Here is a 23,806-nt window from a genome sequence, read left to right on the forward strand (position 1 = left end):
AATAGATTATGACAGGCATTACAGCGGCGGGTATTGGTAGTGGCTTGGATTTAGAGGCCTTAATTGAAGTCTCTATTGATGCAATGAAAGTACCTCAAGAAGCGCGACTTCAGGAGCGGCGTGAATCGCTCGATGTGACTCTTTCAGCTGTTGGCTCGATTAAGTCAGCTATGAGTTCGTTTCTTGGTATTTTGGACAAAGCCAAGGAGCCCACCACATTTTTCCCTCGCTCCGCTTTTGTCGGCGGGAGTAATGTAAGTGGAGAGAGTTATAGTGGACCATTCGGAGTAACGGTTGGGGATGATGCTACAAATGGCAGTTATGACGTTGAGGTGCTATCTCTTGCATCTGGTTCAAGAGTAGCCACTCAAAATGAATATGCGTCTAGTTCTACAGTTATTGCTAACACTGAGGGTGAATTAACTTTTGCGGCGGGCTCTGGTGCCGATGAAGAAACGTTCACGGTTGAAGTTACCGCTGGCATGACCTTGTCACAATTACGGGAGGCGGTAAATGAAGCAGGCGAAAACTTTGGCGTAAGCGCGAACTTAATCAACACTGGTACTGGTACTCAACTGGTGTTCGACTCCTCAAAGTCGGGCGCTGACGATGATGCTGATCCTGCTAATGGTAACCCAAATGACTTGCGGATAATCTCAAGTGGTGCCGCTAATGGCGACTTGGATGCTTTAATTGGTAATACTCAAGTAACTAAAAGCGCTTCGGAAGCGCGCATATCAGTAAATGGTATTGAGGCTACTAGCAATACTAATACTTTCAGCGACGTTATTTCTGGAGTGACTTTAGACGTCAATACTTTGACTAGCTCCTCTACGATACTCGAAATTAAACCTGACGATGACGCGGCAGTTGAAAGTGTTCGTAGTTTTATTGACGCATACAACAAAATAATCTCAGAAATCGACAAATACAGTAAGCCAGATAAGGTACTAGAAGGCGAAGACAGTAGTCGTAAAGAGCTTAGTGGTGATGCCATGTTCCGCTCAATGAAGTACAGTTTAGGTAAAATGAGCACTACTGGCTTTGAGGACCCAAGTCAGCCAGGACGTGTCACTACCCTTTATGCTCTTGGTATTGAGATGGATGACAGTGGTCAATTAACGCTTGATGAAGGTCAATTGAAAGAGTGGGTAAATGGTGATTTAGATAAACTTGGTGAGATTTTTGCAGGAGAGAATGGCATAGTCGATACATTTTACGACTTTACCAAAAGTTATGAGCAAACTGGCGGGGTGTTAGCCTCGCGCGAAGATACAACTCGCTCACAACTTAAAGATCTTGACTACGCTGACCTTGCTTTGAAAGAGCGAATGGCTGAGTATGAGTCAACGTTAAGAGCTAAATACACCGCATTCGACCAAACCATGGGTGCGCTTAATAGCCAGATGTCCTATATAATGGGCCAGCTTGGCTAATAATTTATAGGATGTAATGCATGTACAAACATGGAATTAATCAATATCGACAAGTAGGAATTAAAGATCAAATAGCTACTGCCGACCCACATCAGATTACTCAGCTCTTAATGCAAACTGCATTAGAAAATCTGTCAGTTGCTAAAGGTTGTATAGAGCGTAATGATATCTCTAGCAAAGCTAAACCAATTGCTAAGGCAACTTCCATCATTACTTCTCTTAGAGATACATTGGATCATGAGAAAGGTGGTGAAATAGCTACCAATTTACAAGATTTGTATAACTTTATGCTCGAACGTTTGTCTGAAGCTAGCATCAACAATGATGCAACGATTATTGCTGAGGTGATGGAAGTATTCCTACCAATTAAATCGGCATGGGATCAAATTCCAGAGTCAGCAAAAACTGAAGCTTATAACCAACGATGAGTGACCGCTCTCTCAATCTACTGCAAGCTCAAATTGAACAAGCAAGTGTGTTGTTGGTTAAGTTAAAAGAAGATCTTTTAGAAGGCCTCATAGATCAAGAAGAAATCTTAGCAAGGCTAGAATCGCACGCACAACAAGTCGAATCGTTTTTTAGCACTGGCACAGAAGACATGCCTAGCGAGCATAAGCAGCTTATTGTTGATTATGTGGCTCAAATGAAACAAGTATTTGAAGCCTTAGCGCTGGAAAAACAACAGACAAGTGAACAGCTTGGAAAAATGCGTAGAGGGAGGAAGGTTAGCTCGGCGTACAATCAAAATACCTAGTCTGAGGTCTGCATGCTATTTAACGTCAATTTTCAGATTCATACTGACGAAGAGACTCAATCTAAGCTAGAAGCCAATATGGGCGCTTACACTAAGCGTCGTTTTGCTCAAAACTTCAAAGCTTTTTCTACGCTTTTCCCTTCATTATCTGAGCAGGTCGGCGCTTATATTCTTAAGCAATATGCTCCTTTTGTGACCCGAACCAAGCACCTAAATGTCAGTAACAATTACAAAGGGAGGGCGCTGTATCACGTTAATCCTTCTCTTCATGTAGAGCAGCAAGTCACTAGTTTTTCTAAACAAGCTTTGCAAGCTCAACGTCAGCTTAGTCAGACTCCTAATCCGACATTTGATGCCGCTCCAGGGGCCAAACTTGACAGTTATTTTCCCGGCTTGTCAGATAATTATCAGCCTTTGTCAGAGACTTGCGACAGCCTTATTGTATTAGGTTGTGGCTTGGGGCTGCATATTGATAAGTTGTTATCACTAAAGCCTTGGAAGCGTTTGCTTATAGTTGAGCCATCACTCGAACTTTTGCATATTTCTTTGTACAGTGCGAACTGGATGTCGGTGTTACGTTATGCCAGCCAGAATGGCTGCGAAGTAGCCATGGTTGGCGGGGTTGAAGGTAGAGAGAGTTTCTCTCACATTGATGAGTGGGTTAAACAGCATCAGCTTGTAGAGTGTTGCCTACAACGCCATTATAGCTATAGCGAGTTTAACCAACTTGAACTAGCTGTTGCAAAAGGTGAAGTGGGCTTAGCTAATTTTTCTAGCTTTGCGCCTAAAGCAATCAGTCGTGACCGTCAGTATGAGTGCACTTTACCGTTGATTAATTGGTACTCTAAATCTGAAACATCTAGTAAGAGTGTTAATGAAGAGGCCTTAGTCTCTAGTCGTTTTCAACGAAATTTTGCCGCATTAGAAAAGCGTTTTCCTGATATTGCCGAAGCATTTAAAAATTATGAGTTGAGCCAGTGGAAACTGTTTAGCATGCCAGATGGTGAGCTTAATTTATTCCATGCGGTGAGTGGTGATGTTTTGTTCCAACGTTCGCCCAAAGAAGAGTCTGAGCAGTTCTTTGAGCACTACCTGAAATCACCAAGAATAGAAACGCTTGATGCTCGTTATATTCTGCGAAAGCCAAGTCCATTTTTACATTACAAATACTCCGATGAGCTTCGCGCTCTAGTTCAGAAGCTTCCTAGTGATAGCCGACAGTTGCCAGAGAAGATCCCTTCATTCATTATGTATGGCTGTGGTTTGGGCTACCAAGTATCACAACTACTGCTTCAGCACAAAGTTGATAACTTCATTCTTTATGAACCTAGCTGGGACTTCTTCTATGCGTCTTTATTTACGATAGACTGGGCCGAAATACTCCGTGTTGCGGATGAAGAAGAGCGCCATATTTACCTTAATATCGGTGATGATGGCAGTAATATGTTTAATGACATCCATCTGCGGATGCATGTTCAAGGCATCAATATTCTCTCATATACTTTTTTCTTCACGAGCTATTTTGATGAGGAGTTAGATAAGAGTATTCGAGCCACTCGTGAGCAATTTCAGATCCTCACCAATATCATGGAGTACTATGATCATTCACTGTTCAATATTACTCATACTAACCATCTATTAAAGCAAAGTTCGACGCACGTTTTACTCAAAGATAAGCCAGAGGATATTACTCAAGAGTTAGCTGAAACGCCGGTTTTTATCATAGGTAATGGGCCGTCTCTCGACTCTTGCGTAGAGGTGATCAAAGAAAACCGTGATAAAGCGATCCTTGTGTCTTGTGGAACAAGCTTAAAGGCGCTGTATGAGTTGGGTATCCAACCCGATTTCCATGCGGAAGTTGAGCAAACCAATGCAACAACACTGTGGATTTCTCAAGTCCCTGATAAGCAATGGTTAAAGCAGATCTCTTTATTATCGGTTTGTGGTGTCCATCCTAATGTTGCTGCCATGTTTAAAGATTGCTTCTTGGGTATGAAGTTGGGAGAGGCCTCCACTGTGGCATACGGCCGTATGGACGAAAGTTTTGCGGAATACCAAGGTATACTTTATTCCTATCCAACAGTGTCTAATTGCGCTATTTCTTCCCTGCTTAAACTAGGGTTTAAACAACTTTATCTGTTTGGTGTTGACCTAGGCTTTAAGGACTTGGCGAAGCACCACAGTGTTCACTCTGCTTACTATAAGAAGGATGGAGAGCAACTATACGATTATGGCCGTCATGGTATTGGGTTTAGAGTGAAGGGAAATTTTGAAAGCGAGGTTTATACCAAGCATGAATTTAAATTTTCCGCAGAGATTATTGCAACCTCGCTGGCGGAGTTTCCTAGAGTTGAGTGCTATAACACTAGTGATGGAGCGTATATAGAAGGAACCATGCCGCTACAACCTGACTCAGTGCTGTTGTTAAATAATGCATTAGATAAGACGGGATTTAAGCATCGACTTTCCAGTAAAGCTTATCGAAGTGAGCTTGGTTCTTGTGTTGAAGATTTTGAAGGTTTTTATCGTAAAGATAACTTCATTGATAGTTTTGAACCGATACGGGCCTTGTGGGATGAGCCATGCATTAGCTGGGAGCAAACACTCGAAATGATGGCAGAGCAGGGAAGATTGTTTAAGCAGGCGTCCGAAGACCCCCATTCTTTGTTTTATTTTTTACTTCGAGGTAGCGGTGCGTTTTGTCTCACATATATGACTCGCTTGGCGTTTTCTGATGAAGATGAAGTGCTGTGTATGTCTCGTTTGGCCGAAGCGATTGAAGTTTGGAAGAATTACTTAGACGATGCGAAAGACTTTTATCTTGAGCATTACGGTGAATTTGATCAAACGGCAGCACCATTGGCTGGTGCTAGCTTTAGTGATTAGGTGTTAGTGTGAGCCAATTTGGGTGTGAGCCCTTTTAAAACCTACGGAGATGAGCCCTACATGAATTTGAGCACTTTGATTGAGCAGAGTGAAGTTCTAAAGCAAATAATGGCTAGTGTATCGGGGCCAGTGACTGCGAATCGAGTGGCTAAAACCTTACAGGCCTTTTTGGCTCAGCTAGATGAGCAGTCAAGCCAAACAAATGATGAGTCGAATCGGATTTTTGGCCTTGTACTGTCCGAGGTTGAACGTTTGTCCAATCAGTCTGAGGATTTCTATCTTTGTTTACTATCCATCCACTTACTCTATGGTGACCGAAAACAAGCAGTAGAGGGGATAGTAGAGTACCTCAGTAGAGCAGAGCTATCTGTTCAGAAACATTGGTTTCTGTATTGGCAGTTATGCAGATTCTTTTTTGTAAACCGGGTTATGTTTTCAGAAGAGTTCAAATATCACTGTCTAGATCGCGTATATAAGAAAGTTTTTTCCAAGTATTACGCAGAGCTTAATCGACACAGCAAGCGCAATGATGCGTTAATGGGGGCGATTAATCAGCCAGCAATCCAGCCCCGAGAAACTCAAAGTTCAAACCAGCGAATTGTCTTAGTTACTAATCAGCTCCTTGGCTTGAAGCACGCGCCGACTTTGTTGGCTCTGAATATGGCCAAAACGTATATTCAGTTGGGTTTTGAGGTCAGTATTGTTAACTTAGCTGCTCTACCATCAGAGCAAGCTGATGTGATGTTTGTAGGGGCGGTGGGCTTTAATCAGCTTGAAGAATACAATGGGGCAGGGATCGACGTGACTCTTTTACCAGAAAAAAGAGTCGTCACCAGGAATAGCTTGCCCTTAAATCGAATTATTTATTCCGGTGTTGAGATTCCATTCTATCAATTGACTGAAGAGCAACAGCAGTTCACCCTAGCTAGCAAGCTGGTGGAAACCCCGCCTAAGCTTTTGATGTCAGTCTCTGATAGCAACCTTTTCGCTGATGCTGTGGCAAGAATGGCAGGAGAAAGTTTCCCGGTAATTACCCACCCCACCTCTTCGGGAAGCCCGCTGACTTTATTTACCCAACCATTGTATCTAAACCACCCGGTGGACGGTCACGTGGATTCGCGCGGGGAAAATGCACTGGAGCTTTCTAGATCTTACCCTAAGCCTTTTTCTTATAAAGCATTAGAACGAATTAGTGTGGGCTTTCCTGAAGGTAAATTCTTAATCAGCTTGGTTGGCTTGAGGATAAGTGAGGAAGTGGATCAGAGCTTCCTTGATTTGCTGCACAATTTGCTGAGTAGTAACTCTCAGATAGATGTGGTGGTGATTGGTGCTGACGCCGAGCAATTTGCTGAGTATCAAATTGGCATGCCTGAACGCTTTCATTTTGTCTCTTTTACATCGGATTTAGCGTCTTTAATTGCTAGTACTGACTTGTTTCTTAACCCCGATCGCATGGGGGGGGGAACTGGCGCCGTCATGGCTATGGGAGCCGGCGTTCCCGTTGCGGCTTTGGCAAGAGCCTATAGCGATGTGGCATGGTGGGTACAGGATAAATTTTCTTTGGCTTCTATTGAGGAGTTGTTTGAGTACACCAAAAGATGTGCCTCGGACAGGGAGTTCTATGCTAGTCAACAGCAACTAGCACGGGAAGAGTACCAGCAAATCACTACGCGAGAGTGCTCTTTTAAGCAAATCCTTATCGACTGCGAGCTAATAGAAGCTAACCAGCGCGAGGTATGTGAATGATTCCTTTTAATCAACCAGCACGTGTTGGGAGTGAGCTAGAGTTTGTTGAACAGGTCTTCAATGGAGAGAAAATGTCCGGCGACGGACCGTTTTCCAAGAGGTGTGAAGAATGGTTTGAACAGGAGCTTGGCTGTCATAGAGCCCTGCTAACTCCGAGCTGCACCCACGCCTTGGAAATGGCCGCTTTATTGTTGGACATTCGCCCGGGAGATGAGGTGATCATGCCATCATTCACTTTTGTGTCCACGGCAAATGCGTTTGTATTACGCGGTGCCAAAGTGTTGTTTGTTGATATTCGACCAGATACTTTAAACCTCGATGAAGCGAAAGTTGAGCAAGCCATTACTCCAAAGACGCGTGCCATTGTAGCAGTTCATTATGCAGGTGTTTGTTGTCACATGGAGCGATTGCTTGAGCTAGCGTCAAAACATCAGCTCTACTTAATTGAAGATGCCGCGCAATCATTGGGGAGTCGTTACCAAGGTCGCCCAAGTGGAACAATCGGGCATCTCGCAGCTTTCAGCTTTCATGAAACCAAAAACTACACAAGTGGAGGGGAAGGCGGTTTGTTATTGGTCAATGACCCGTCACTGTCCGAACGCGCTGAGATCTTAAGAGAGAAAGGGACTAATCGAAGCAGCTTTCTTCGTGGTGACGTAGCGAAGTACACTTGGGTTGATTTGGGGAGCAGCTATTTGCCTTGTGAGTTGCAAGCCGCCTACCTTTGGGGACAATTGCAATTCTTTGAGCAAGTGCGGGCTCGTAGACTAGCAATCTGGCAGGCTTATGACCAGGCTTTTCGCCCCTTCAGTCAGCGTTGGCAAATTACTCTGCCAAGTATTCCCGAACAATGCCAGCATAACGCCCATATTTACCACTTGAGGGTGCAATCAAAGCCTTTACGAGATGAGCTGATTGGTTATCTAAAACAGCGGGGAATTGCAGCCGTATTTCACTATGTTCCGCTGCATAGCTCTCCAGCCGGACTTAAATACGGCGAGTTTTTCGGAATTGACCAGCACACTAGTCAGGTTAGTGATACCTTGGTTAGATTGCCATTGTTTTACAATATGGAGCAGCAGCAGATAGAGCAAGTTATTGCTCAGGTTAGCGCATTTTTTGAGACGAATGCTCAGCGAGTAGCTGTCTAGCTTGTCCTAAATTGTTGAATATGGTGTGAAGAATGGAGAAATTTTCACTGTTAGCAGGGCAAAGCGGTGCCAAGGGAGAGTAATCTACCCAATCTAGTTGCACTTGCTGCTCGTGAAACCGCTGCGGCTCAATATAGTTCTTCGCCGCTGGCCCTGAAAGGTAATTGCTTGCTTTTAGCTTAATGCAAATATCTACCAGTTTTTCGTTCCTATCCCCGTTGGGCTGTAACTCTCTCGCATTGATAATCGTGGTTGAGATGCCTAAGCAGTCGCAAGCTTCCCTAATAAGTGCCTGATTTAGTTCAGTTAAGTGCTCCCAATGCTGGTTGTATATTTGCTTAAAGCCGGCGTGACACTGTTCGAAGAAGGGCGATTTTCGGTAATTTTGCTCAATGCTTCTCCAATGTTTCTTTGCCCACTGGGGCTTAGCTATGGTCACTGAATCAATAGCTTGTTCTAAGTTTGAATGCGCTACAGGTACGGTCAGCCATTGAGGGCCACTACTGCTTAGAATACGGTTTCTGTTCCGCCAATCATTTTTTGTGTATTGGACGATGTCATAGAGAACAAAAACATCTGCTTGGGAGATAATGTAGAAGTAGCCCAGCCACGGGATGTAGTTGGACTGGAGGATCGCTACCGTCTTCATACAGTTATGCCTGTCTGTTTGTGACTCTTTATGGCTTTTGCTGGGAGGCCAAGGTACTGAGTATGTTTTTGGCTGGAGTTTACTAGTATACCTCCCGCACCAAGTAGGGTTTCGTCTGCGACGTCTAGTTCCTGGAGCACGCTTGAGTTGAAACCGAGAAAGCAGCCGTTACCGACTGTTACTTTTCCACCAACAAGCACTTTCGCAGCAAAAAAGTTATGACTACCGATGTGGCTGTCGTGGCAAATATGAGATTGATTCCACATAATGTTGTTGTCGCCAATCCTAACAAACGGCTCAACGTGCGCACCTGGAAAAACAATGTTGTTGTTTCCTATAGTAGTTGTTGGGTCAACAGTTGCATTGCTGCTGATAAAGTTTGCCAGTGGGTAGCCATCGCCCTTAACTCTTTCAAATACACAAGCTTTGGCGCGTAAGCTTTGATATCCCACAGCAACCAGTACTTTGAAATCGCTATCTGGAAAGTGGGCTCGTAAATTTTGATATGCGATCAGTGGTTTATTGGCAAAGTCGTCGCTTAAGCAGTACTGCTGGTCTGCGGTATAGGCGATTAAATCGTAGGCTTGCTCTTGCTGAACGTAGTGACTTAGTAGTCTAGCCAAATCACCTATACCAAAAATTACTAGCTTTACCATTACCTTTAACCCTGATTTGCACGGTAGAGTCGTTGTTCTTCGGGGAGGTAAAACTCTTCCAAAGAACTGGGCATTCTTACATTCATACCGATTAATTGCTTGCCCCTGTCGCCTAGAGTGTCTATTAGCTCAGTTGGCATAAGTCGAGGAAAGTCAAAGCGTTGGCGCATATAGGAACGGCAGAAATTGATTGTTAGCGCACAGCGTTCCTGCTCGGTATCATTGGCACCTGCCGCATGTACTAAGCGGGCATTGAACAGTATCAAGTCTCCTTTACGACATACTGCTCTTTGTGCTTGCTGGTAAAAATTGTCTTCACTTGGAATGTTTTCGCTTAAATGGGAGCCGGGTAGGTAGTAGGTCGCGCCATTATCTAGAGTAAAATCATCGAGCGGCAGTATAAGTCCGAGGTTAGTCATATAGTTTGGTATGAATCGTGGACAATCAACATGAACTCGAGTTCCGTAGTTACTACTCTTAGCCATCAGTGTGGAAGCCTGGTAAGCATAGATAATGGCGCAAGGATCAAGCAGTGTGGTGACACAGTTGTAGACCTTGGGATTATCCAGTAGTGCCAACATGTGCCTACCTCTCAGCATGCAATTGTGCACCATTCCTTTATCAAAATGTTTGACTGGATCGGTGTAATCTTCGAGAGTTGCCGCTAGCAGCTCTGTTTTGAGCGCTGCCACTTCAGTATCGGAAAAGACAGATGGAATTAGCACCATTCCTTCTTGGTTGAAGCGCTCTTGTAAGTTTTTATCGATCATTACTTAGTTAACACAATTCGGATGTATTTGAATAAATGTGCCGACATGGGAAGAATTGAGCGCAGGTAGCTATCTATTTCTTCAGCCGCTTGAATAGAGTGTTGATGAATGATGGTACCTTGGTCGACGTACCAATCTAGTTCAATGCGGCAATCGCTAAAGCCAACTTTTTTTGCCACTCTAGTAATGTCTTTAGCTAAAAAGCCTTTTTCCACTGTTTTAATTGGCTCTGCACATTCTAAGGTTTCCGGGTCGATTCCATACTCTTGGGCATAGTGTTCTCCATTGTGCAAAGCCGCTTTGATCTCTCGTTGCATCAACGGGGATGTGGCTTCTTCATTGGCTTCGAGCTGGCTCATGGTCTGTATGAACTCACGATTGGGGTTTAGGTCTGAATAGAACACCCCTCCTTTTTGCAGCACTCGATAAACCTCAACTAAGAAGTTCTCTAGGTCTTCAAGGTGGTCCATGAAAGAATAGGCGGTAGCAAATTCAAAATACTCGTTTGGGTAGGGGGTCTGCTCAGCCGTGGACTCTGTCAAGATTACGTTGTTGCTTGAGGTGTCAATTAGCGCCATCATTTCCGGCGTTATATCAACGCCATGTACTTCATCAAACAGGTCTTTGCTCAAGTTAATGATGAAGCCGGTACCACAACCAAAGTCAACCATTCTAATGGTGCTAGGCAAACTACCAGCTAGCTTTTTTAAGATGGAGCGGACCTTTGTCTGGTTTTCCTCTTTGAAGTGGGGGCTCTGTTGGTAGTCTCCGCTCTTAACCAGCAGTGAGTGTACCTTTTGATTTGATTCTAAGATTTTGTCTCGAGAGATTGATTTCATGCTATGACCCTATACGCCTTGTGTGATATGCCAGCTGGGGTGACTATTGTGTGCTACTTTTTTTATGGCTCACGACAAGCTCAGCAAAGTACTCATCCAAAGCTTGGTCTTCCGTACCCATCAGTAAGTGGTACACCTTGCTAGGAAATGCGATGGTGTTTTCGTTAATTTTGACAAAGGTTTGTGGCGGTTCATCCTCTGTTTCCTCTTGAAATAGCCACGCACCACCTACCTGTTTGATGAAGACTTCGCCCACGTAAGCGCCAAATATGTAGGATAGCGTGAAAAGATCTTTGTCATCAATTGAGAGTGCGTCTATGCCACTTATGATGTTATTCACCAGCGTGACGCTAGAATCAGAAAAATCTAAATCGTAGTTGTAGCGTTCTTTTGCAAAGCTAACTGCGTCTTGGGATGAGTCTTGCATTATCTGCTGTATGTTGATTTGTTCTGACATATCCATTCCTTTTATATAAATTCTAATTAACCAAATCCCAAGAGGTCGGGGTTCCCTTCACTACATCTTGGGTTACCGTCTTGCCAATCAATTGATCAAATGCCTTGGGGGGAAGACCAAAACCAGGTCTGATTCTACGTAAATGTTTAGATTCAATTACTGTGCCAGCATCTAGGTCTTCAACAAAATAGACTGAGCGTCTAAAGCGCAGGTTTTCTTGCTCGCTTTTTTGTATTTCTAATCTGGTTTCACCTAATGAGGCGTGGGCTTGTTTGCTTAGTTGAATCAGTTGGCTTAATTCTAAAGGCTCCAAAGAGAATGATGAGTCTGGACCTCCATCGTTACGATCTAGTGTTACATGCTTTTCAATTACACTGGCACCTAACGCCGTTGCACAAACTGCCGCAGTATGACCAATGCTGTGGTCTGATAAGCCAACTAAGCAATCGAATTTCTGGGCAAGTCCTTGTAAACTGCTTAGGTTCGCTTGCTCAATGGGCGAGGGATAGGCGCTAATGCAATGTAGCAATACCAGTTCATCGCAGCCGTTGTCGCGTGCACAAGCGACGGCTTCGGATATTTCTTCTAAGCTTGCCATGCCGGTTGACATAATCATGGGTTTACCGGTTTTTGCGACGTAGCTAATCAGCGGTAGGTCGACCAGTTCGAAGGAAGCAATCTTATAAGCTGGGCATGCAAGTGATTCGAGCAAGTCCACCGCACTTTCATCAAAGGGAGAGGAAAACAGTGTAATGCCAAGTTGTTTTGCTTTATCAAATAATGCTTGATGCCACTCAAAAGGAGTATAGGCCTTGGAATACAATTGATAGAGGCTTTGGCCTTTCCATAAACCGTTTTCAATAAGGAAACCTGGCATCTCGCTATCTATCGTCATTGTGTCAGGAGTGTAGCTTTGGATTTTGATTGCATCCGCGCCGGCATTTTTTATCGCAACCATGGTATCCAAAGCTTTTTCCAAAGAACCATTATGGTTTGCTGACAGTTCCGCAATAATATAGGGCGGAAAAGACTGACCTAGTTGACGACCCTCAATCGAAAATTCGTTCATTTATTATCTTTGCTCCTGGACCCAGTAATCGGGTTTAATTTGTTGAAAACCTGACTTCTTGAATAGTTTTTGTGAGGCGTGGTTTTCTATTTTGACCTGCGCCTCAAGTTTTACGGTTGGGAAACACATTCTTATTAGCCTTAGCATCGCATAGGCGTTGCCTTGGCGATAGTGAGCAGGGGCGCAGTAAATGGAAATCAACATACTTTTATTAGCTTGTTGAGTGAGTCGTACACTGCCCAAGTCAACGTTACCCGACTTGGCTAGGAAAATGTATTCGTCTGAACTGTCTAAGGCTTGCTCAAACCAACTAAGGTGCTCTTGCCAAAGAGGCGCTTCAGGTGAGTTTGCATATTGTCTGGTTTGAGGCAGTGATTGCCATTGAAACAATTGTTCTGCGTCGCCACGAGCTGCTCGCTGGAGGTAGATTGCTCGACCCAGATTATTCGAGGTTGTTAAGGAAGCAAACGCTATGCGTTCTGTTCCATGCCCATCGATTAAAGCTTGCGCTGCAGCCGATAAATTTTGGTAGCGTTCATCTACTTTGACTAAGGCTTGGTCGAGCTCTTGTTGAGTAAGCTCAGGAATGACAACTGCAACTGCGTGAGCATCCATAGCAGCCGTATTATCCCGTTGGTTCTCTACCATGCAATAGCAAATAGTTGGTAAACCAAGGTAGCAGCGCTCCCATGCCGATCCGCCAGCCGCACCAATAGCAAGATCGGCAGCTAGTTGGCGCTGCGGCATATCTTTTACTGCTTGATTTACTTCTATCTGGAATCGACTTAATTGGGCTGCGAGCTGTAAACTGTCGAGCTGTTGGTAAGCAGCACCCACTACTACATCCAAAATCACCACATCGGCTAGTTGAGAGTTTTCTAATAGCTGCAAGCTTTTAAGGGTTAAATTGTCTTGGTCACTACCACCAAAGTTGAGCAGTAGCCGTTTTAGCGAAGAGTATGCTTGGCGCTTGAATGACGCTCGCTGTCGATACCCTAAGTAAGAGGGATTTAGTATGCTGAAATAATTACCCAGTAACAGTTGGCATTTTGGTTTAACTAAATTTTGGTAGTCAGCTTCACCACGCATTGGAGACTGGTCAACGAGGATGTCACAGTTGTGATGGCGATTGGCCAGATCGTCTATAACCATGATTTTCTCAACATGAGCGCTGATTGGGGTTTCCCAGTCTTTATTTAAGCTATAGTGATCGACAATCAGTAGATCAGGCTTGTGGCTCAAACTGTGAATAAATTGGCGAGTTTGTTTGAGGTCATCTTCTTGCGTACCTCCGAGCCAATGTGAGTATCCAGTTTGCGCGGATGATGTTTTTGAAATGGAGAGACGCTCAACTGGGTAGCCAAGTGTTTCTAGTTTAGTGATGAGGTTGCCTGTAAAGTCTTTACAAATAAACCTAACATCGGCGCCTAGAGATTTATAGAGCTCGGCAAGGCTTAGGCAGCGCATTACATGGCCAGTACCTATTGTGGATGATGCGTCAGCGCGAATAAGCACAAGCACTTAGCTTTCCTCTAATATTCGATGCTGATAGATCAACTCGGCCAGTCGCCAATCATCTGGGTCATCAATGTCTACCACCGAACCTTTTGGTAAAACTAACGGACTGGCTAAAGAGCTTAAAATGGGTTTGGCTGCGATAAAGGCATTGCGGGTGCCCCAATAAAACTGCCCAGTATCGTAATAATGCGCTTGTAAATCTTGTGAGCGAGTGGCGACTGCCTCAGGTTTGGCCATCGCGATGTGCCCATTATTATCCACCGCTAATGCTCGCTGGATTGGGCTTGGGTATTCACATACTGGATAACAATATTCGCTATCTTGCTGGATTAGCAATTCTAAGCCTTTGCGTAGATGAGAAGCCTGCACAAATGGAGCGGTTGCGTATATGCAACAAACGTAATCAAGCTCTTGTTCAATCGACGGTTGCTTAAGTGCATGCTGAATGACTTCAACTGTGCCGGCAAAGTCATTACTGAGATTTGCTGGCCTAAGAAAAGGAACGGAAGCGCCATAGCTTTCGGCAATGGACGCTATCTCTGTTGAATCAGTGGAGACAATGACTTGATCAAAACAATCAGACTCTAAAGCGCTCTGAATGCTATAAGCGATTATTGGTTGGCCGCGAAACTGGCGAATGTTTTTTTTGGGGATCCGCTTACTGCCACCACGAGCAGGAATAATCGCAATACGTTTCATCGTAGCCCCTCGGCCAAACAGTGCATAACATAATCTTGTTGTGAGTCAGATAAGCCTGGGTATAGCGGTAGGCTTATTGCCCGATGGTAGTAGTTTTCAGCTACCGGAAAGTCACCAACTTGGAAGCCAAGTGCCTGATAATAGGGGTGTAGATGAACGGGAATATAATGAACATTAACGTTGATTTTATTTTGCCTTAAATGAGCAAAAAGCTGCTTTCGTTTGCTGGCGTCATGCAAGCGGATAACATATAGGTGCCAAGCAGAACTCGCTTCTTCCAATTCGAAGGGAAAATCTAAGGGCAACTGACTCAAACCTGTTGTATAGCGTTGTGCTAACTTTTGGCGCTGTTCAATCCAAGGGCTGATTTTTCGTAATTGTGAAGTACCTAGCGCAGCTTGAAGGTCGGTCATTCGGTAATTGAAGCCTAGATCCACTTGTTGGTAATACCAATCGCCATCGGGGGCTTGGTCCATCAATTGTGGGTCTCGGGTCACTCCATGACTGCGTAGCAAGAGCATTTTTTTATGTAGTTCGGGGGCATTGGTTAGTGCTGCGCCTCCTTCGCCAGTAGTGATGATCTTCACTGGATGAAAGCTAAATACAGTGATATCACTATGATTACAGTTGCCAATGTTTTCGTTTAGATAACGTCCGCCGATAGCATGAGAAGCGTCTTCGATAATTTTGAAGTTATATTGTTTACCAAGTGCTGAAATAGCTTGCATATCACAAGGTTGACCACACATGTGCACTGCTATTAAGACCTTTGGCAGCTTCCCTTGTCGTTTTGCTTGTTCTAGCTTTTGTTCCAAAGCCTTAGGGCACAAGTTAAAGGTATCGGGATTAATATCGACAAAATCAACTTTAGCACCACAATACAGTGCGCAGTTTGCTGAGGCCACAAACGTAATTGGACTAGTCCAAACAATGTCACCATTTCCCACCTCGAGCGCTTTACACGCTATATGTAAAGCGCTGGTCGCTGAGTTTGTGGCAAGAGCGTATTCGGCTCTGCTTAACTCACACAGAGCTTTCTCAAACTCTGGAACGCAAGGTCCTTGGGTTAAGTAATCAGAGCGCAGCACCTCAACAACAGCTTCAATGTCTTGCTCAGAAATATTCTGTTTTCCGTAAGGAATCATATCTCTGCCAATTGATCAAAAGACAAAATTTGCTCGGAGCTTAAAAAATCTGGGTTGGTTTCTGAGTGGTACTCAAATCCAGCTTCAACTTGCTTACCCACTTCATCTATTAAGTTTCTCGAGTAATTATGCTCGTCATTGTAGAACTTGATACTAGGGCAAATGACATAGTGGTCACCAAATTCAATGGTGAGGTGAGAGTCATCTCCTGGGCACATTATTTCGTGTAGCTTTTCTCCAGGGCGAATACCAATAATTTTGATCGGTAAATCTGGTGCGTAGGTTTTGGCTAAGTCTACGATTCGAACCGATGGTATTTTAGGAATGAATATTTCACCGCCATACATTCGACTAAAATTTTTAAGGACAAAATCAACGCCTTGTTGAAGAGTAATCCAAAAGCGGGTCATATCTTCATGGGTGATCGGTAAGTGGTCGCTGCCGTTAGCAATTAGCTGTTTGAAAAACGGAACAACCGATCCCCGAGAGCCGACAACATTGCCATAACGTACAACCGCAAATCGCGTTTGTCCTTGGCCAACCATGTTATTTGCAGCAACAAATAGTTTGTCTGACGCGAGCTTGGTTGCACCATACAAATTAATTGGAGATGCGGCTTTATCTGTCGAAAGCGCTATTACTTTAGTTACGTTGTTTTCAATAGCGGCTTTAATTACGTTTTCAGCGCCATGAATATTGGTTTTGATACATTCCATGGGGTTGTATTCTGCAGCTGGCACTTGTTTTAGTGCTGCAGCGTGAATAACGTAATCTACATCGTTCATCGCCTGTATCAGGCGTTCTCGATCTCTTACATCACCAATGAAATATCGCATACATGGATCGTTAAACTGCTGCTGCATCTCATATTGCTTTAACTCATCACGAGAATAAATAATGAGGCGTTTAGGCTTATAGCGCTCAAGAATGGTCTTTGTGTACTTTTTACCAAAAGAACCTGTGCCACCAGTAATTAAAATAGACTTATTATCAAACATAACGATTCCATATATTCGTTAGCAATAGGACGCTTAGATAAATCATAAACTTCCGTTACTGTTACGATAAGCAATAAATGCTCCATTTATGAACTTGGCTATAAAAATCACCGTACTTTGTTAGTAGTAGCCTATTAATTCTACACAACATCTACAATCTCAGGAGTTATCAAGCCTTTGCGTATTCTGTAAATCAAAGATGCGTCATATTCTTGTCGCTTTTACTGCTTATGTCTTGCGTATTTTTGACGCCTGTTTACAATTAATTCTTAGGGTAACTAAATTAAGCGTATCGCAAGGTAGCTTATTTTTGCAGGGGAAAGGGATGCAAGCATCCAATAGCGTTTTAGTTTGTGAAAGTGACCAAGAGAGAGCTAAACAACTAGAAACGGTACTTGGTTTTATTGGCCAACAATTTAACGTGTGCAATACCGACGAGCTTAGTGCTTTGGCGAATAATGCAGACAAGGTCGTTCTAATCAGTAAGCAGTTGGAGGATGTAAAGAGCGTTATAGCTAAGCATCCTCATTGTCCATTCTTAACGGTAGGCGAGGGCAGCAACTTTGAGGTCTTACCTAACCTTATAGGCCATTTAGATCTTCCTTTTAGTTATGAGCAGCTTACTCAGCTGCTCCATCACTGTGATGCATACTTAACCCACCTTCCAGGAAAAGCTAGCCCGGCTAAGAGCGAACGTTTACGCCAAAATTTGATTGGCAAAGGTATCGCTATTCAGGAAGTACGTCACTTAATCGAACAGGTGGCGACTAAAGAAGCTAACGTGCTTATCCTTGGTGAATCAGGTACTGGTAAAGAAGTAGTAGCCAAAGCCATTCATGATCACTCGGTGCGCAGCCAAGGCCCGTTTGTGCCGATTAACTGTGGTGCAATTCCACCTGATTTACTCGAAAGCGAGTTATTTGGTCATGAGAAGGGCGCGTTTACTGGTGCTTTTGCTATGCGCAAAGGGCGCTTTGAATTGGCCGAAGGTGGAACGCTGTTCCTAGACGAAATTGGCGACATGCCGATGCCTATGCAGGTTAAATTGCTACGGGTGCTGCAAGAACGTCAATTTGAACGTGTAGGGGGTAGCAAGGCGATAACGGCTAACGTAAGAGTAGTGGCAGCTACACACCGCCAATTAGAGCGAATGATTGAGCAAGAGAAGTTTCGGGAAGATTTATACTATCGCTTGAACGTATTTCCTATTGAAATGCCGTCGTTGCGAGAGCGTCAAGATGATATTCCTCTGCTACTTCAAGAATTGGTTAATCGCCATGAAGACGAGCATTCGGCTGTGGTTAGGTTTACCCAACGCGCGGTTGAATCCTTAATGCAGCATCAATGGCCAGGTAATGTACGTGAGCTATCTAATTTAGTTGAGCGCTTGCTTATTTTGCACCCTGACCAAATTGTCGACGTAAATGATTTGCCGCCGAAGTATCGACATATTGATGCCGAAACCTTTGAGCCGAATTACAGCCCTGAACTGGCTGAGCGCGATGCGCTGTTGGCTATTTTTAGTGATGAGGATGCCTCGGTATTTTCTGACCCAAGCCCTGAGGCGTTATTTCCTGATGGGGAGCAAGATCAGGAGCTTGATGAAGAGGGTTGGGGAGCGGTACAACAACTTCCAGACGAAGGCGTTAACTTAAAAGAGCTATTGGCTGACTTAGAGATTGACCTCATTCGCCAAGCGCTTGAGCAGCAAGACGGTGTTGTTGCTAGAGCGGCAGAACAACTGGGGATGCGGCGAACAACCTTGGTTGAAAAAATGCGTAAGTATGGATTGAATAAAGATAGCTAAACGCAACAACCCTATCATAAGGCTCTGAATACAGAGCCTTTTTTATATGGCACGAATATTGATTGATAAGCACTGTTAACGGTTTTATGACGCGGAGCTTATTTCATGCCCTCAGTGCAACTTCAACAACAGCCAGCCAGCTTATCTGAGCATAACTTGTCGCAGATTTTCGACGTTATGCCATCAGGTTTGGTATTGCTTGATAATAAAGGTTTTGTCTCTAGGGCAAACCCGGTGGCCAAGCAATTACTGGGTGGAGATATTGAGCAACAACGCTGGTTAGAGGCAGTGCCAAGACTGTTCTCACCAAAAGCCGATGATGGACACGAGCTCTCATTAGTCGACGGTAGGCGGGTAAAGTTAAGCCTCTCGCCTTTGCAAGATACTCAAGGTCAGCTGATCGTGTTGACTGATATGACACACACTCGTCAACTACAAGCTAATGTTGCCAAGTTACAGCGCATGTCTGCCTTAGGAAATATGGTGGCCTCGCTAGCCCATCAAATTAGAACGCCACTTTCTGCAGCCATGCTGTACGGCTCTAATTTATCGAATAAAACCTTGTCGGATAATGCCCGCGACAATTTTCAGAATAAAATGATGGACCGCCTTAATGATTTAGAAACGCAAGTGAACGATATGCTGTTGTTTGCTAAAAGTGGCGAAAAAATGGTGGTTAATCAGGTCAGTGCTCAGGACATCGTAGAGCAATTACAAGCTGCTACCGAGGCTTGCGTGCGTCAGCATCAGGTTAAATTCTCCAGTGTAGTTAGTGCACCCCATGTAGAGGTTTTAGTGAATGCTAATGCCTTGGTGTCTGCCTTGTCTAATTTGGTTGAAAATGCCGCACAGTTAAGCGCGAAGGGAAGTGAAATCAAAGTACAACTTAGCTGCACTGCTGAAGAGCTGCTGATTAGCATCGAAGACCAAGCGGGTGGTATAGATGAAGCGAGCAAACAAAAGATATTTGAACCTTTTTATACCACTAAGCAAAACGGAACAGGTTTAGGTTTGGCGGTAGTGAAGTCGGTAGTCAAGGCGCATCACGGAAGCATTGAGCTTGAATCTAATTCGAAAGGCTCGCGCTTTAAGGTGCGTTTACCACTTGCCGAAGCGCAACATCATGATCTTGCTGTAGGAGGGCAATAACCATGAGTCAATCTACGATTCTTATTGTTGAAGATGATGCCGGTTTGCGTGAAGCATTGGTAGATACCTTGCAATTAGCTGGTTATCACTGTGAACAAGCTGATAGTGCAGAGTCTGCACTAATTGCCTTAGCGGAAGCTCCTGTCGATTTGGTGGTGAGTGACGTGCAAATGAGTGGCATGGATGGTTTAAGCCTACTTAAAAATATCAAACAAAAATGGCCGCAAACGCCAGTATTGTTGATGACAGCTTACGCCAAGATTGATGATGCGGTATCGGCTATGCGTGATGGCGCCATTGATTACCTGTCAAAACCTTTTTCTCCAGAAGTACTACTCAACCAAGTTGGCCGTTATGCGCCGTCAATTAAAGTTGAAAAACGAGAGCCTATTTATGGCGATGCTTCGACAGAAGCGTTACTAAAATTGAGTCAAAAAGTTGCAGCATCTGAAGCATCAGTATTAATTAGCGGACCAAGTGGTGCGGGTAAAGAGGTACTGTCTCGCTACATTCACGATTGTTCGCAGCGTAAGGACCAAGAATTTGTTGCAATTAACTGTGCGGCAATTCCTGAGAACATGCTTGAAGCCACTCTATTTGGCTATGAGAAAGGCGCGTTTACCGGTGCGATAAAAGCGTGTCCGGGTAAGTTTGAGCAGGCTCAAGGTGGAACTATTTTGCTAGACGAAATCAGTGAAATGGACCTTGGTTTGCAAGCTAAGTTATTGCGAGTGTTGCAGGAGCGAGAAGTTGAGCGCTTGGGTAGTCGCAAAATGATTAAACTTGATGTTCGCGTGATTGCTACCAGCAACCGAAATATGCGAGAGATAGTTAAGATGGGTCAGTTTAGAGAGGATTTGTATTATCGCCTCAATGTATTCCCACTAAACTGGCTACCATTAGACCAGCGTAAAGGTGATGTATTGCCATTAGCAACACACCTGCTCAATCGCCATAGTGCGCAAAACTACGAGTTGAGTCTAAGTGCACAGCATAAATTACTAAACCATTCTTGGCCTGGAAATGTGCGCGAGCTAGACAATGTAATGCAAAGGGCGCTTATTCTAGCCAATGGTAATGTCATTGATAATGACTGCCTGGTTATTGAAAACCAGCTAGAGCCTTTACAGGTTGAGCCAGTGTTTGAGTCATCACCAGCAAATGAACCCTTAGGTAATGAATTGCGCCAACAAGAGCAACAAATCATTTTAGATACGCTTAAAGCGTGTAATGGCAAACGTAAAGATGTTGCAGAAAAGTTAGGTATTAGCCCTAGAACACTTCGTTACAAATTGGCACGCATCAAAGATTCTGGTGTAGAGCTACCTGCCTAATAATTAGCAGACACTATTAATAAAAAGCAGTATATCCAGATGATATACTGCTTTTTGTTTAAAAGTGGGATAAGCATTCGGTTTATTTTGTTTCTTGTTAATAAATTAGTGAGGCTTATTGCGAGCTTTTCGCGTATAATGCCGCCGAATTTTTAGTTCTTATCTATCTCCAGATAAGAACTCGCATTTTGCTTTGGACATTATGGAGGACTCATGACTCAAAACGTTCCAGTGGTGACAATTGACGGGCCTAGTGGTTCTGGTAAAGGTACCTTGTGCCAAAAACTAGCTCAGCATTATCAATGGCAACTTCTGGATAGCGGAGCCATTTATCGAGTCTTAGCCTTAGCTGCTTTGCATCATGAAGTAGCCTTAGACAATGAAGAAGCCTTAAGTCTTTTAGCCGCTCATCTTGATGTACGATTTGAAGCTAAAGACGGCAATACCTTAGTCATTCTAGAAGGTGAAGATGTTTCCCTTGAAATTCGCAAAGAAACAGCCGGGAACGCCGCTTCCAAAGTTGCTGCATTTCCGCGAGTGCGAGAAGCCTTGTTAAGACGTCAGCGAGCATTTCGTGAAGCACCTGGTTTAATTGCTGATGGGCGAGACATGGGAACAGTTGTTTTTGTTGACGCTCCAGCCAAGATATTTTTAGACGCAAGTGCAGCAGAACGCGCGCAGCGGCGCTATAATCAGTTGCAAGAAAAAGGCTTTAGTGTTAGTTTTGACCACCTTTTGAGCGAAATTGAAGAGCGTGATCACCGCGATAGGAATCGTAGTGTTGCACCTTTAGTTCCTGCTCAAGATGCGTTAGTTATTGATTCTACATCACTTTCTATTGAGGAAGTGGTGAAAATGTCGATAGATTATATCGACAGTAAATTAACCCAGTAATTTCTGGGATTTGGCGCACCTATACCAAGGATGAATTAGGTGTTTATTATTAACCCCATTTAGCCGGATTGCTGAGTGGACGTTCTTATATGTGTAATTAAATAATGACTGAATCTTTTGCTCAACTCTTTGAAGAGTCACTTCAAGACCTAGAATTTCGTTCTGGTTCGATTGTTAAAGGTACTGTAGTAGGTATCGAAAACGGTATGGTACTAGTAGACGCTGGCCTTAAGTCAGAATCTGCTATCCCTGCAGAACAGTTCAAAAACTCTGCTGGCGAACTAGAAATTGAAGTAGGCGCGGAAGTAGACGTAGCGTTAGACGCTGTAGAAGATGGTTTCGGTGAAACTGTTCTTTCTCGCGAAAAAGCGAAACGTCACGAAGCGTGGATCCAACTTGAAAGTGCTTACGAAGAGCAAGCAACGGTTGTTGGTATCATCAATGGTAAAGTTAAAGGTGGCTTTACAGTTGAAGTTAACACCATCCGTGCATTCTTGCCTGGTTCTCTAGTTGACGTTCGCCCTGTGCGCGATACTGCTCACCTAGAAGGTAAAGAGCTTGAATTTAAAGTTATCAAACTTGATCAAAAACGCAACAACGTAGTTGTTTCTCGTCGTGCTGTTATCGAAACTGAAAACAGTGTTGAACGTGATCAACTTCTTGAGAACCTACAAGAAGGTCAAGAAGTTAAAGGTATCGTTAAGAACCTTACTGACTACGGTGCATTCGTTGATCTTGGCGGTGTTGACGGTCTTCTACACATCACTGACATGGCTTGGAAACGCGTTAAGCACCCAAGCGAAATTGTTAATGTTGGCGATGAAATCAACGTTAAAGTTCTTAAGTTTGACCGTGAGCGCACTCGTGTATCTCTAGGTCTTAAGCAACTGGGTGAAGATCCATGGGTAGCAATTGCTAACCGTTACCCAGAAGGCGCTCGTCTTGAAGGTCGCGTAACTAACCTAACTGACTACGGTTGCTTTGTTGAAATCGAAGACGGTGTTGAAGGTCTAGTTCACGTTTCTGAAATGGATTGGACTAACAAAAACATTCACCCATCTAAAGTTGTTAACGTGGGTGACCTTGTTGAAGTTATGGTATTGGATATCGACGAAGAACGTCGTCGTATCTCACTTGGTTTGAAACAGTGTAAAGTTAACCCATGGGAGCTATTCGCTAGCACTCATGATAAGAACGACAAAGTTTCAGGTAAGATCAAGTCTATCACTGACTTCGGTATCTTCATCGGCCTTGACGGCGGTATTGACGGTCTTGTTCACCTATCTGACATCTCTTGGGATGCTCAAGGTGAAGAAGCGGTTCGCGACTTTAAGAAAGGCGACGAAATCGAAGCTGTTGTACTACAAGTTGACGCAGAGCGTGAGCGTATTAGCCTAGGTGTTAAGCAGCTTGCTGAAGATCCGTTCAACAACTACCTAGCTGACCTTAAGAAAGGTGCTTTAGTTAACGGTACCGTTACTGAAGTTGACGCTAAAGGTGCAACTGTTGAGCTAGCAAGTGGCGTTGAAGGTTACTTACGTGCTGGTGACGTTAGCCGTGACCGTGTTGAAGATGCATCACTAGTTCTTTCTGTTGGCGACAAGCTTGAAGCTAAGTTTGTTGGTGTTGACCGTAAGAACCGCGTAATCAGCCTTTCTATCCGTGCTAAAGACGAAGCGGACGAGAAAGAAGCAATGGCTACTCTGAACAAGAAAGAAGATGCTCAGATTGGTAACGCTATGGCAGATGCATTCAAATCTGCACTTAAAGGCGAATAATCTTTAAATCTTTTTTAGATTTATGTGATTGAATATTGGGGGGGACTTGTTCCCCCCCATTTCTTTATCTA

21 protein-coding genes are annotated in these 23,806 nt (G+C 44.0%); 11 read left to right on the top strand and 10 right to left on the bottom strand.

Annotated elements, in window-relative coordinates; all coding sequences use genetic code 11:
* The first annotated feature begins 8 nt into the window (after window positions 1-8).
* From fliD to rffA, 6 genes are read left to right on the top strand one after another with little or no spacing between them, the layout of a single operon-like run.
* Window positions 9-1,436 (top strand): flagellar filament capping protein FliD, encoded by a 1,428-nt coding sequence (gene fliD / locus G6R11_RS04220; protein WP_163131744.1) that lies wholly within the window; start codon window positions 9-11, stop codon window positions 1,434-1,436.
* Window positions 1,437-1,456: 20 nt separating this feature from the next.
* Window positions 1,457-1,864, top strand: coding sequence for a flagellar export chaperone FliS (fliS, locus tag G6R11_RS04225; protein WP_163131745.1), 408 nt, complete (start codon window positions 1,457-1,459; stop codon window positions 1,862-1,864).
* Entirely contained in the window at window positions 1,861-2,190 is a 330-nt protein-coding gene (locus tag G6R11_RS04230) for a hypothetical protein (RefSeq protein ID WP_163131747.1), read from the top strand. The genes fliS and G6R11_RS04230 overlap by 4 nt, the downstream gene beginning before the upstream one ends.
* Before the next feature lie 12 nt (window positions 2,191-2,202).
* Entirely contained in the window at window positions 2,203-5,076 is a 2,874-nt protein-coding gene (locus G6R11_RS04235; protein ID WP_163131749.1) for a 6-hydroxymethylpterin diphosphokinase MptE-like protein, read from the top strand.
* 60 nt (window positions 5,077-5,136) lie between these two features.
* Window positions 5,137-6,822: a glycosyltransferase gene (locus G6R11_RS04240; RefSeq protein ID WP_163131751.1), complete on the top strand. Its 1,686-nt coding sequence runs from the start codon at window positions 5,137-5,139 to the stop codon at window positions 6,820-6,822.
* Window positions 6,819-7,973: a dTDP-4-amino-4,6-dideoxygalactose transaminase gene (gene rffA / locus G6R11_RS04245; protein ID WP_163131752.1), complete on the top strand. Its 1,155-nt coding sequence runs from the start codon at window positions 6,819-6,821 to the stop codon at window positions 7,971-7,973. The genes G6R11_RS04240 and rffA overlap by 4 nt, the downstream gene beginning before the upstream one ends.
* On the opposite strand, the gene G6R11_RS04250 is transcribed toward rffA, so the two are convergent.
* The 10 genes from G6R11_RS04250 to pseB are packed head-to-tail and all read right to left on the bottom strand — an operon-like array spanning window position 7,930 to window position 16,773.
* Complete coding sequence (locus G6R11_RS04250; protein WP_163131754.1) at window positions 7,930-8,622, bottom strand: WbqC family protein; 693 nt, start codon at window positions 8,620-8,622, stop codon at window positions 7,930-7,932. The genes rffA and G6R11_RS04250 overlap by 44 nt on opposite strands.
* The gene (locus tag G6R11_RS04255; RefSeq protein WP_163131756.1) at window positions 8,619-9,278 is read right to left on the bottom strand and encodes a hypothetical protein; all 660 of its coding nucleotides are present in this window, start codon (window positions 9,276-9,278) and stop codon (window positions 8,619-8,621) included. Before G6R11_RS04255 ends, G6R11_RS04250 begins: the two co-directional genes overlap by 4 nt.
* Before the next feature lie 5 nt (window positions 9,279-9,283).
* Window positions 9,284-10,048, bottom strand: coding sequence for a phytanoyl-CoA dioxygenase family protein (locus G6R11_RS04260; RefSeq protein ID WP_163131757.1), 765 nt, complete (start codon window positions 10,046-10,048; stop codon window positions 9,284-9,286).
* Window positions 10,048-10,887, bottom strand: a complete 840-nt coding sequence (locus G6R11_RS04265) for a class I SAM-dependent methyltransferase (protein ID WP_163131758.1) — start codon at window positions 10,885-10,887, stop codon at window positions 10,048-10,050. Before G6R11_RS04265 ends, G6R11_RS04260 begins: the two co-directional genes overlap by 1 nt.
* A gap of 43 nt (window positions 10,888-10,930) precedes the next feature.
* The gene (locus tag G6R11_RS04270) at window positions 10,931-11,344 is read right to left on the bottom strand and encodes a hypothetical protein (RefSeq protein WP_163131760.1); all 414 of its coding nucleotides are present in this window, start codon (window positions 11,342-11,344) and stop codon (window positions 10,931-10,933) included.
* A gap of 22 nt (window positions 11,345-11,366) precedes the next feature.
* Window positions 11,367-12,413, bottom strand: a complete 1,047-nt coding sequence (gene pseI / locus G6R11_RS04275; RefSeq protein WP_163131762.1) for a pseudaminic acid synthase — start codon at window positions 12,411-12,413, stop codon at window positions 11,367-11,369.
* A gap of 3 nt (window positions 12,414-12,416) precedes the next feature.
* Window positions 12,417-13,934, bottom strand: coding sequence for a UDP-2,4-diacetamido-2,4,6-trideoxy-beta-L-altropyranose hydrolase (gene pseG / locus G6R11_RS04280; protein ID WP_163131764.1), 1,518 nt, complete (start codon window positions 13,932-13,934; stop codon window positions 12,417-12,419).
* On the bottom strand, window positions 13,935-14,630 hold the full coding sequence (gene pseF, locus G6R11_RS04285) for a pseudaminic acid cytidylyltransferase (RefSeq protein ID WP_163131765.1): 696 nt from the start codon (window positions 14,628-14,630) through the stop codon (window positions 13,935-13,937).
* A complete protein-coding gene (pseC, locus tag G6R11_RS04290) occupies window positions 14,627-15,775 on the bottom strand; it encodes a UDP-4-amino-4,6-dideoxy-N-acetyl-beta-L-altrosamine transaminase (protein ID WP_205472578.1) in 1,149 nt (382 codons plus the stop codon). The genes pseF and pseC overlap by 4 nt, the downstream gene beginning before the upstream one ends.
* Window positions 15,772-16,773, bottom strand: coding sequence for a UDP-N-acetylglucosamine 4,6-dehydratase (inverting) (pseB, locus tag G6R11_RS04295; protein ID WP_163131767.1), 1,002 nt, complete (start codon window positions 16,771-16,773; stop codon window positions 15,772-15,774). The genes pseC and pseB overlap by 4 nt, the downstream gene beginning before the upstream one ends.
* A 325-nt stretch (window positions 16,774-17,098) precedes the next feature.
* Between pseB and G6R11_RS04300 the strand changes: the two genes are divergently transcribed.
* The 5 genes from G6R11_RS04300 to rpsA all read left to right on the top strand — a co-directional run bounded on the left by G6R11_RS04300 (window position 17,099) and on the right by rpsA (window position 23,735).
* Window positions 17,099-18,580 carry a sigma-54 dependent transcriptional regulator gene (locus tag G6R11_RS04300; RefSeq protein ID WP_163131768.1) on the top strand — a complete coding sequence of 494 codons (1,482 nt, stop codon included), beginning with the start codon at window positions 17,099-17,101 and terminating at the stop codon, window positions 18,578-18,580.
* 105 nt (window positions 18,581-18,685) lie between these two features.
* Window positions 18,686-19,729, top strand: coding sequence for a PAS domain-containing sensor histidine kinase (locus tag G6R11_RS04305; protein WP_163131770.1), 1,044 nt, complete (start codon window positions 18,686-18,688; stop codon window positions 19,727-19,729).
* Window positions 19,730-19,731: 2 nt separating this feature from the next.
* Window positions 19,732-21,063, top strand: coding sequence for a sigma-54 dependent transcriptional regulator (locus G6R11_RS04310; protein WP_163131772.1), 1,332 nt, complete (start codon window positions 19,732-19,734; stop codon window positions 21,061-21,063).
* A 213-nt stretch (window positions 21,064-21,276) separates the two neighbouring features.
* Window positions 21,277-21,957, top strand: coding sequence for a (d)CMP kinase (cmk, locus tag G6R11_RS04315; protein WP_163131774.1), 681 nt, complete (start codon window positions 21,277-21,279; stop codon window positions 21,955-21,957).
* Between the two features lie 104 nt (window positions 21,958-22,061).
* Window positions 22,062-23,735 carry a 30S ribosomal protein S1 gene (rpsA, locus tag G6R11_RS04320; RefSeq protein ID WP_163131776.1) on the top strand — a complete coding sequence of 558 codons (1,674 nt, stop codon included), beginning with the start codon at window positions 22,062-22,064 and terminating at the stop codon, window positions 23,733-23,735.
* Window positions 23,736-23,806 lie beyond the last annotated feature (71 nt).

It is taken from the genome of Agarivorans sp. Alg241-V36 (assembly GCF_900537085.1).
Taxonomy (GTDB): domain Bacteria; phylum Pseudomonadota; class Gammaproteobacteria; order Enterobacterales; family Celerinatantimonadaceae; genus Agarivorans.

What these genes read in the sequence shown, in the direction of transcription:
- G6R11_RS04260 (WP_163131757.1), bottom strand. Translation starts at nt 10,048, where the DNA reads ATGATCGATAAAAACTTACAAGAGCGCTTCAACCAAGAAGGAATGGTG.
- G6R11_RS04240 (WP_163131751.1), top strand. Translation starts at nt 5,137, where the DNA reads ATGAATTTGAGCACTTTGATTGAGCAGAGTGAAGTTCTAAAGCAAATA.
- G6R11_RS04255 (WP_163131756.1), bottom strand. Translation starts at nt 9,278, where the DNA reads ATGGTAAAGCTAGTAATTTTTGGTATAGGTGATTTGGCTAGACTACTA.
- G6R11_RS04235 (WP_163131749.1), top strand. Translation starts at nt 2,203, where the DNA reads ATGCTATTTAACGTCAATTTTCAGATTCATACTGACGAAGAGACTCAA.
- pseB (WP_163131767.1), bottom strand. Translation starts at nt 16,773, where the DNA reads ATGTTTGATAATAAGTCTATTTTAATTACTGGTGGCACAGGTTCTTTT.
- rpsA (WP_163131776.1), top strand. Translation starts at nt 22,062, where the DNA reads ATGACTGAATCTTTTGCTCAACTCTTTGAAGAGTCACTTCAAGACCTA.
- pseI (WP_163131762.1), bottom strand. Translation starts at nt 12,413, where the DNA reads ATGAACGAATTTTCGATTGAGGGTCGTCAACTAGGTCAGTCTTTTCCG.
- G6R11_RS04310 (WP_163131772.1), top strand. Translation starts at nt 19,732, where the DNA reads ATGAGTCAATCTACGATTCTTATTGTTGAAGATGATGCCGGTTTGCGT.
- fliS (WP_163131745.1), top strand. Translation starts at nt 1,457, where the DNA reads ATGTACAAACATGGAATTAATCAATATCGACAAGTAGGAATTAAAGAT.
- rffA (WP_163131752.1), top strand. Translation starts at nt 6,819, where the DNA reads ATGATTCCTTTTAATCAACCAGCACGTGTTGGGAGTGAGCTAGAGTTT.
- pseC (WP_205472578.1), bottom strand. Translation starts at nt 15,775, where the DNA reads ATGATTCCTTACGGAAAACAGAATATTTCTGAGCAAGACATTGAAGCT.
- G6R11_RS04300 (WP_163131768.1), top strand. Translation starts at nt 17,099, where the DNA reads ATGCAAGCATCCAATAGCGTTTTAGTTTGTGAAAGTGACCAAGAGAGA.
- G6R11_RS04265 (WP_163131758.1), bottom strand. Translation starts at nt 10,887, where the DNA reads ATGAAATCAATCTCTCGAGACAAAATCTTAGAATCAAATCAAAAGGTA.
- G6R11_RS04250 (WP_163131754.1), bottom strand. Translation starts at nt 8,622, where the DNA reads ATGAAGACGGTAGCGATCCTCCAGTCCAACTACATCCCGTGGCTGGGC.
- G6R11_RS04230 (WP_163131747.1), top strand. Translation starts at nt 1,861, where the DNA reads ATGAGTGACCGCTCTCTCAATCTACTGCAAGCTCAAATTGAACAAGCA.
- G6R11_RS04270 (WP_163131760.1), bottom strand. Translation starts at nt 11,344, where the DNA reads ATGTCAGAACAAATCAACATACAGCAGATAATGCAAGACTCATCCCAA.
- fliD (WP_163131744.1), top strand. Translation starts at nt 9, where the DNA reads ATGACAGGCATTACAGCGGCGGGTATTGGTAGTGGCTTGGATTTAGAG.
- G6R11_RS04305 (WP_163131770.1), top strand. Translation starts at nt 18,686, where the DNA reads ATGCCCTCAGTGCAACTTCAACAACAGCCAGCCAGCTTATCTGAGCAT.
- cmk (WP_163131774.1), top strand. Translation starts at nt 21,277, where the DNA reads ATGACTCAAAACGTTCCAGTGGTGACAATTGACGGGCCTAGTGGTTCT.
- pseF (WP_163131765.1), bottom strand. Translation starts at nt 14,630, where the DNA reads ATGAAACGTATTGCGATTATTCCTGCTCGTGGTGGCAGTAAGCGGATC.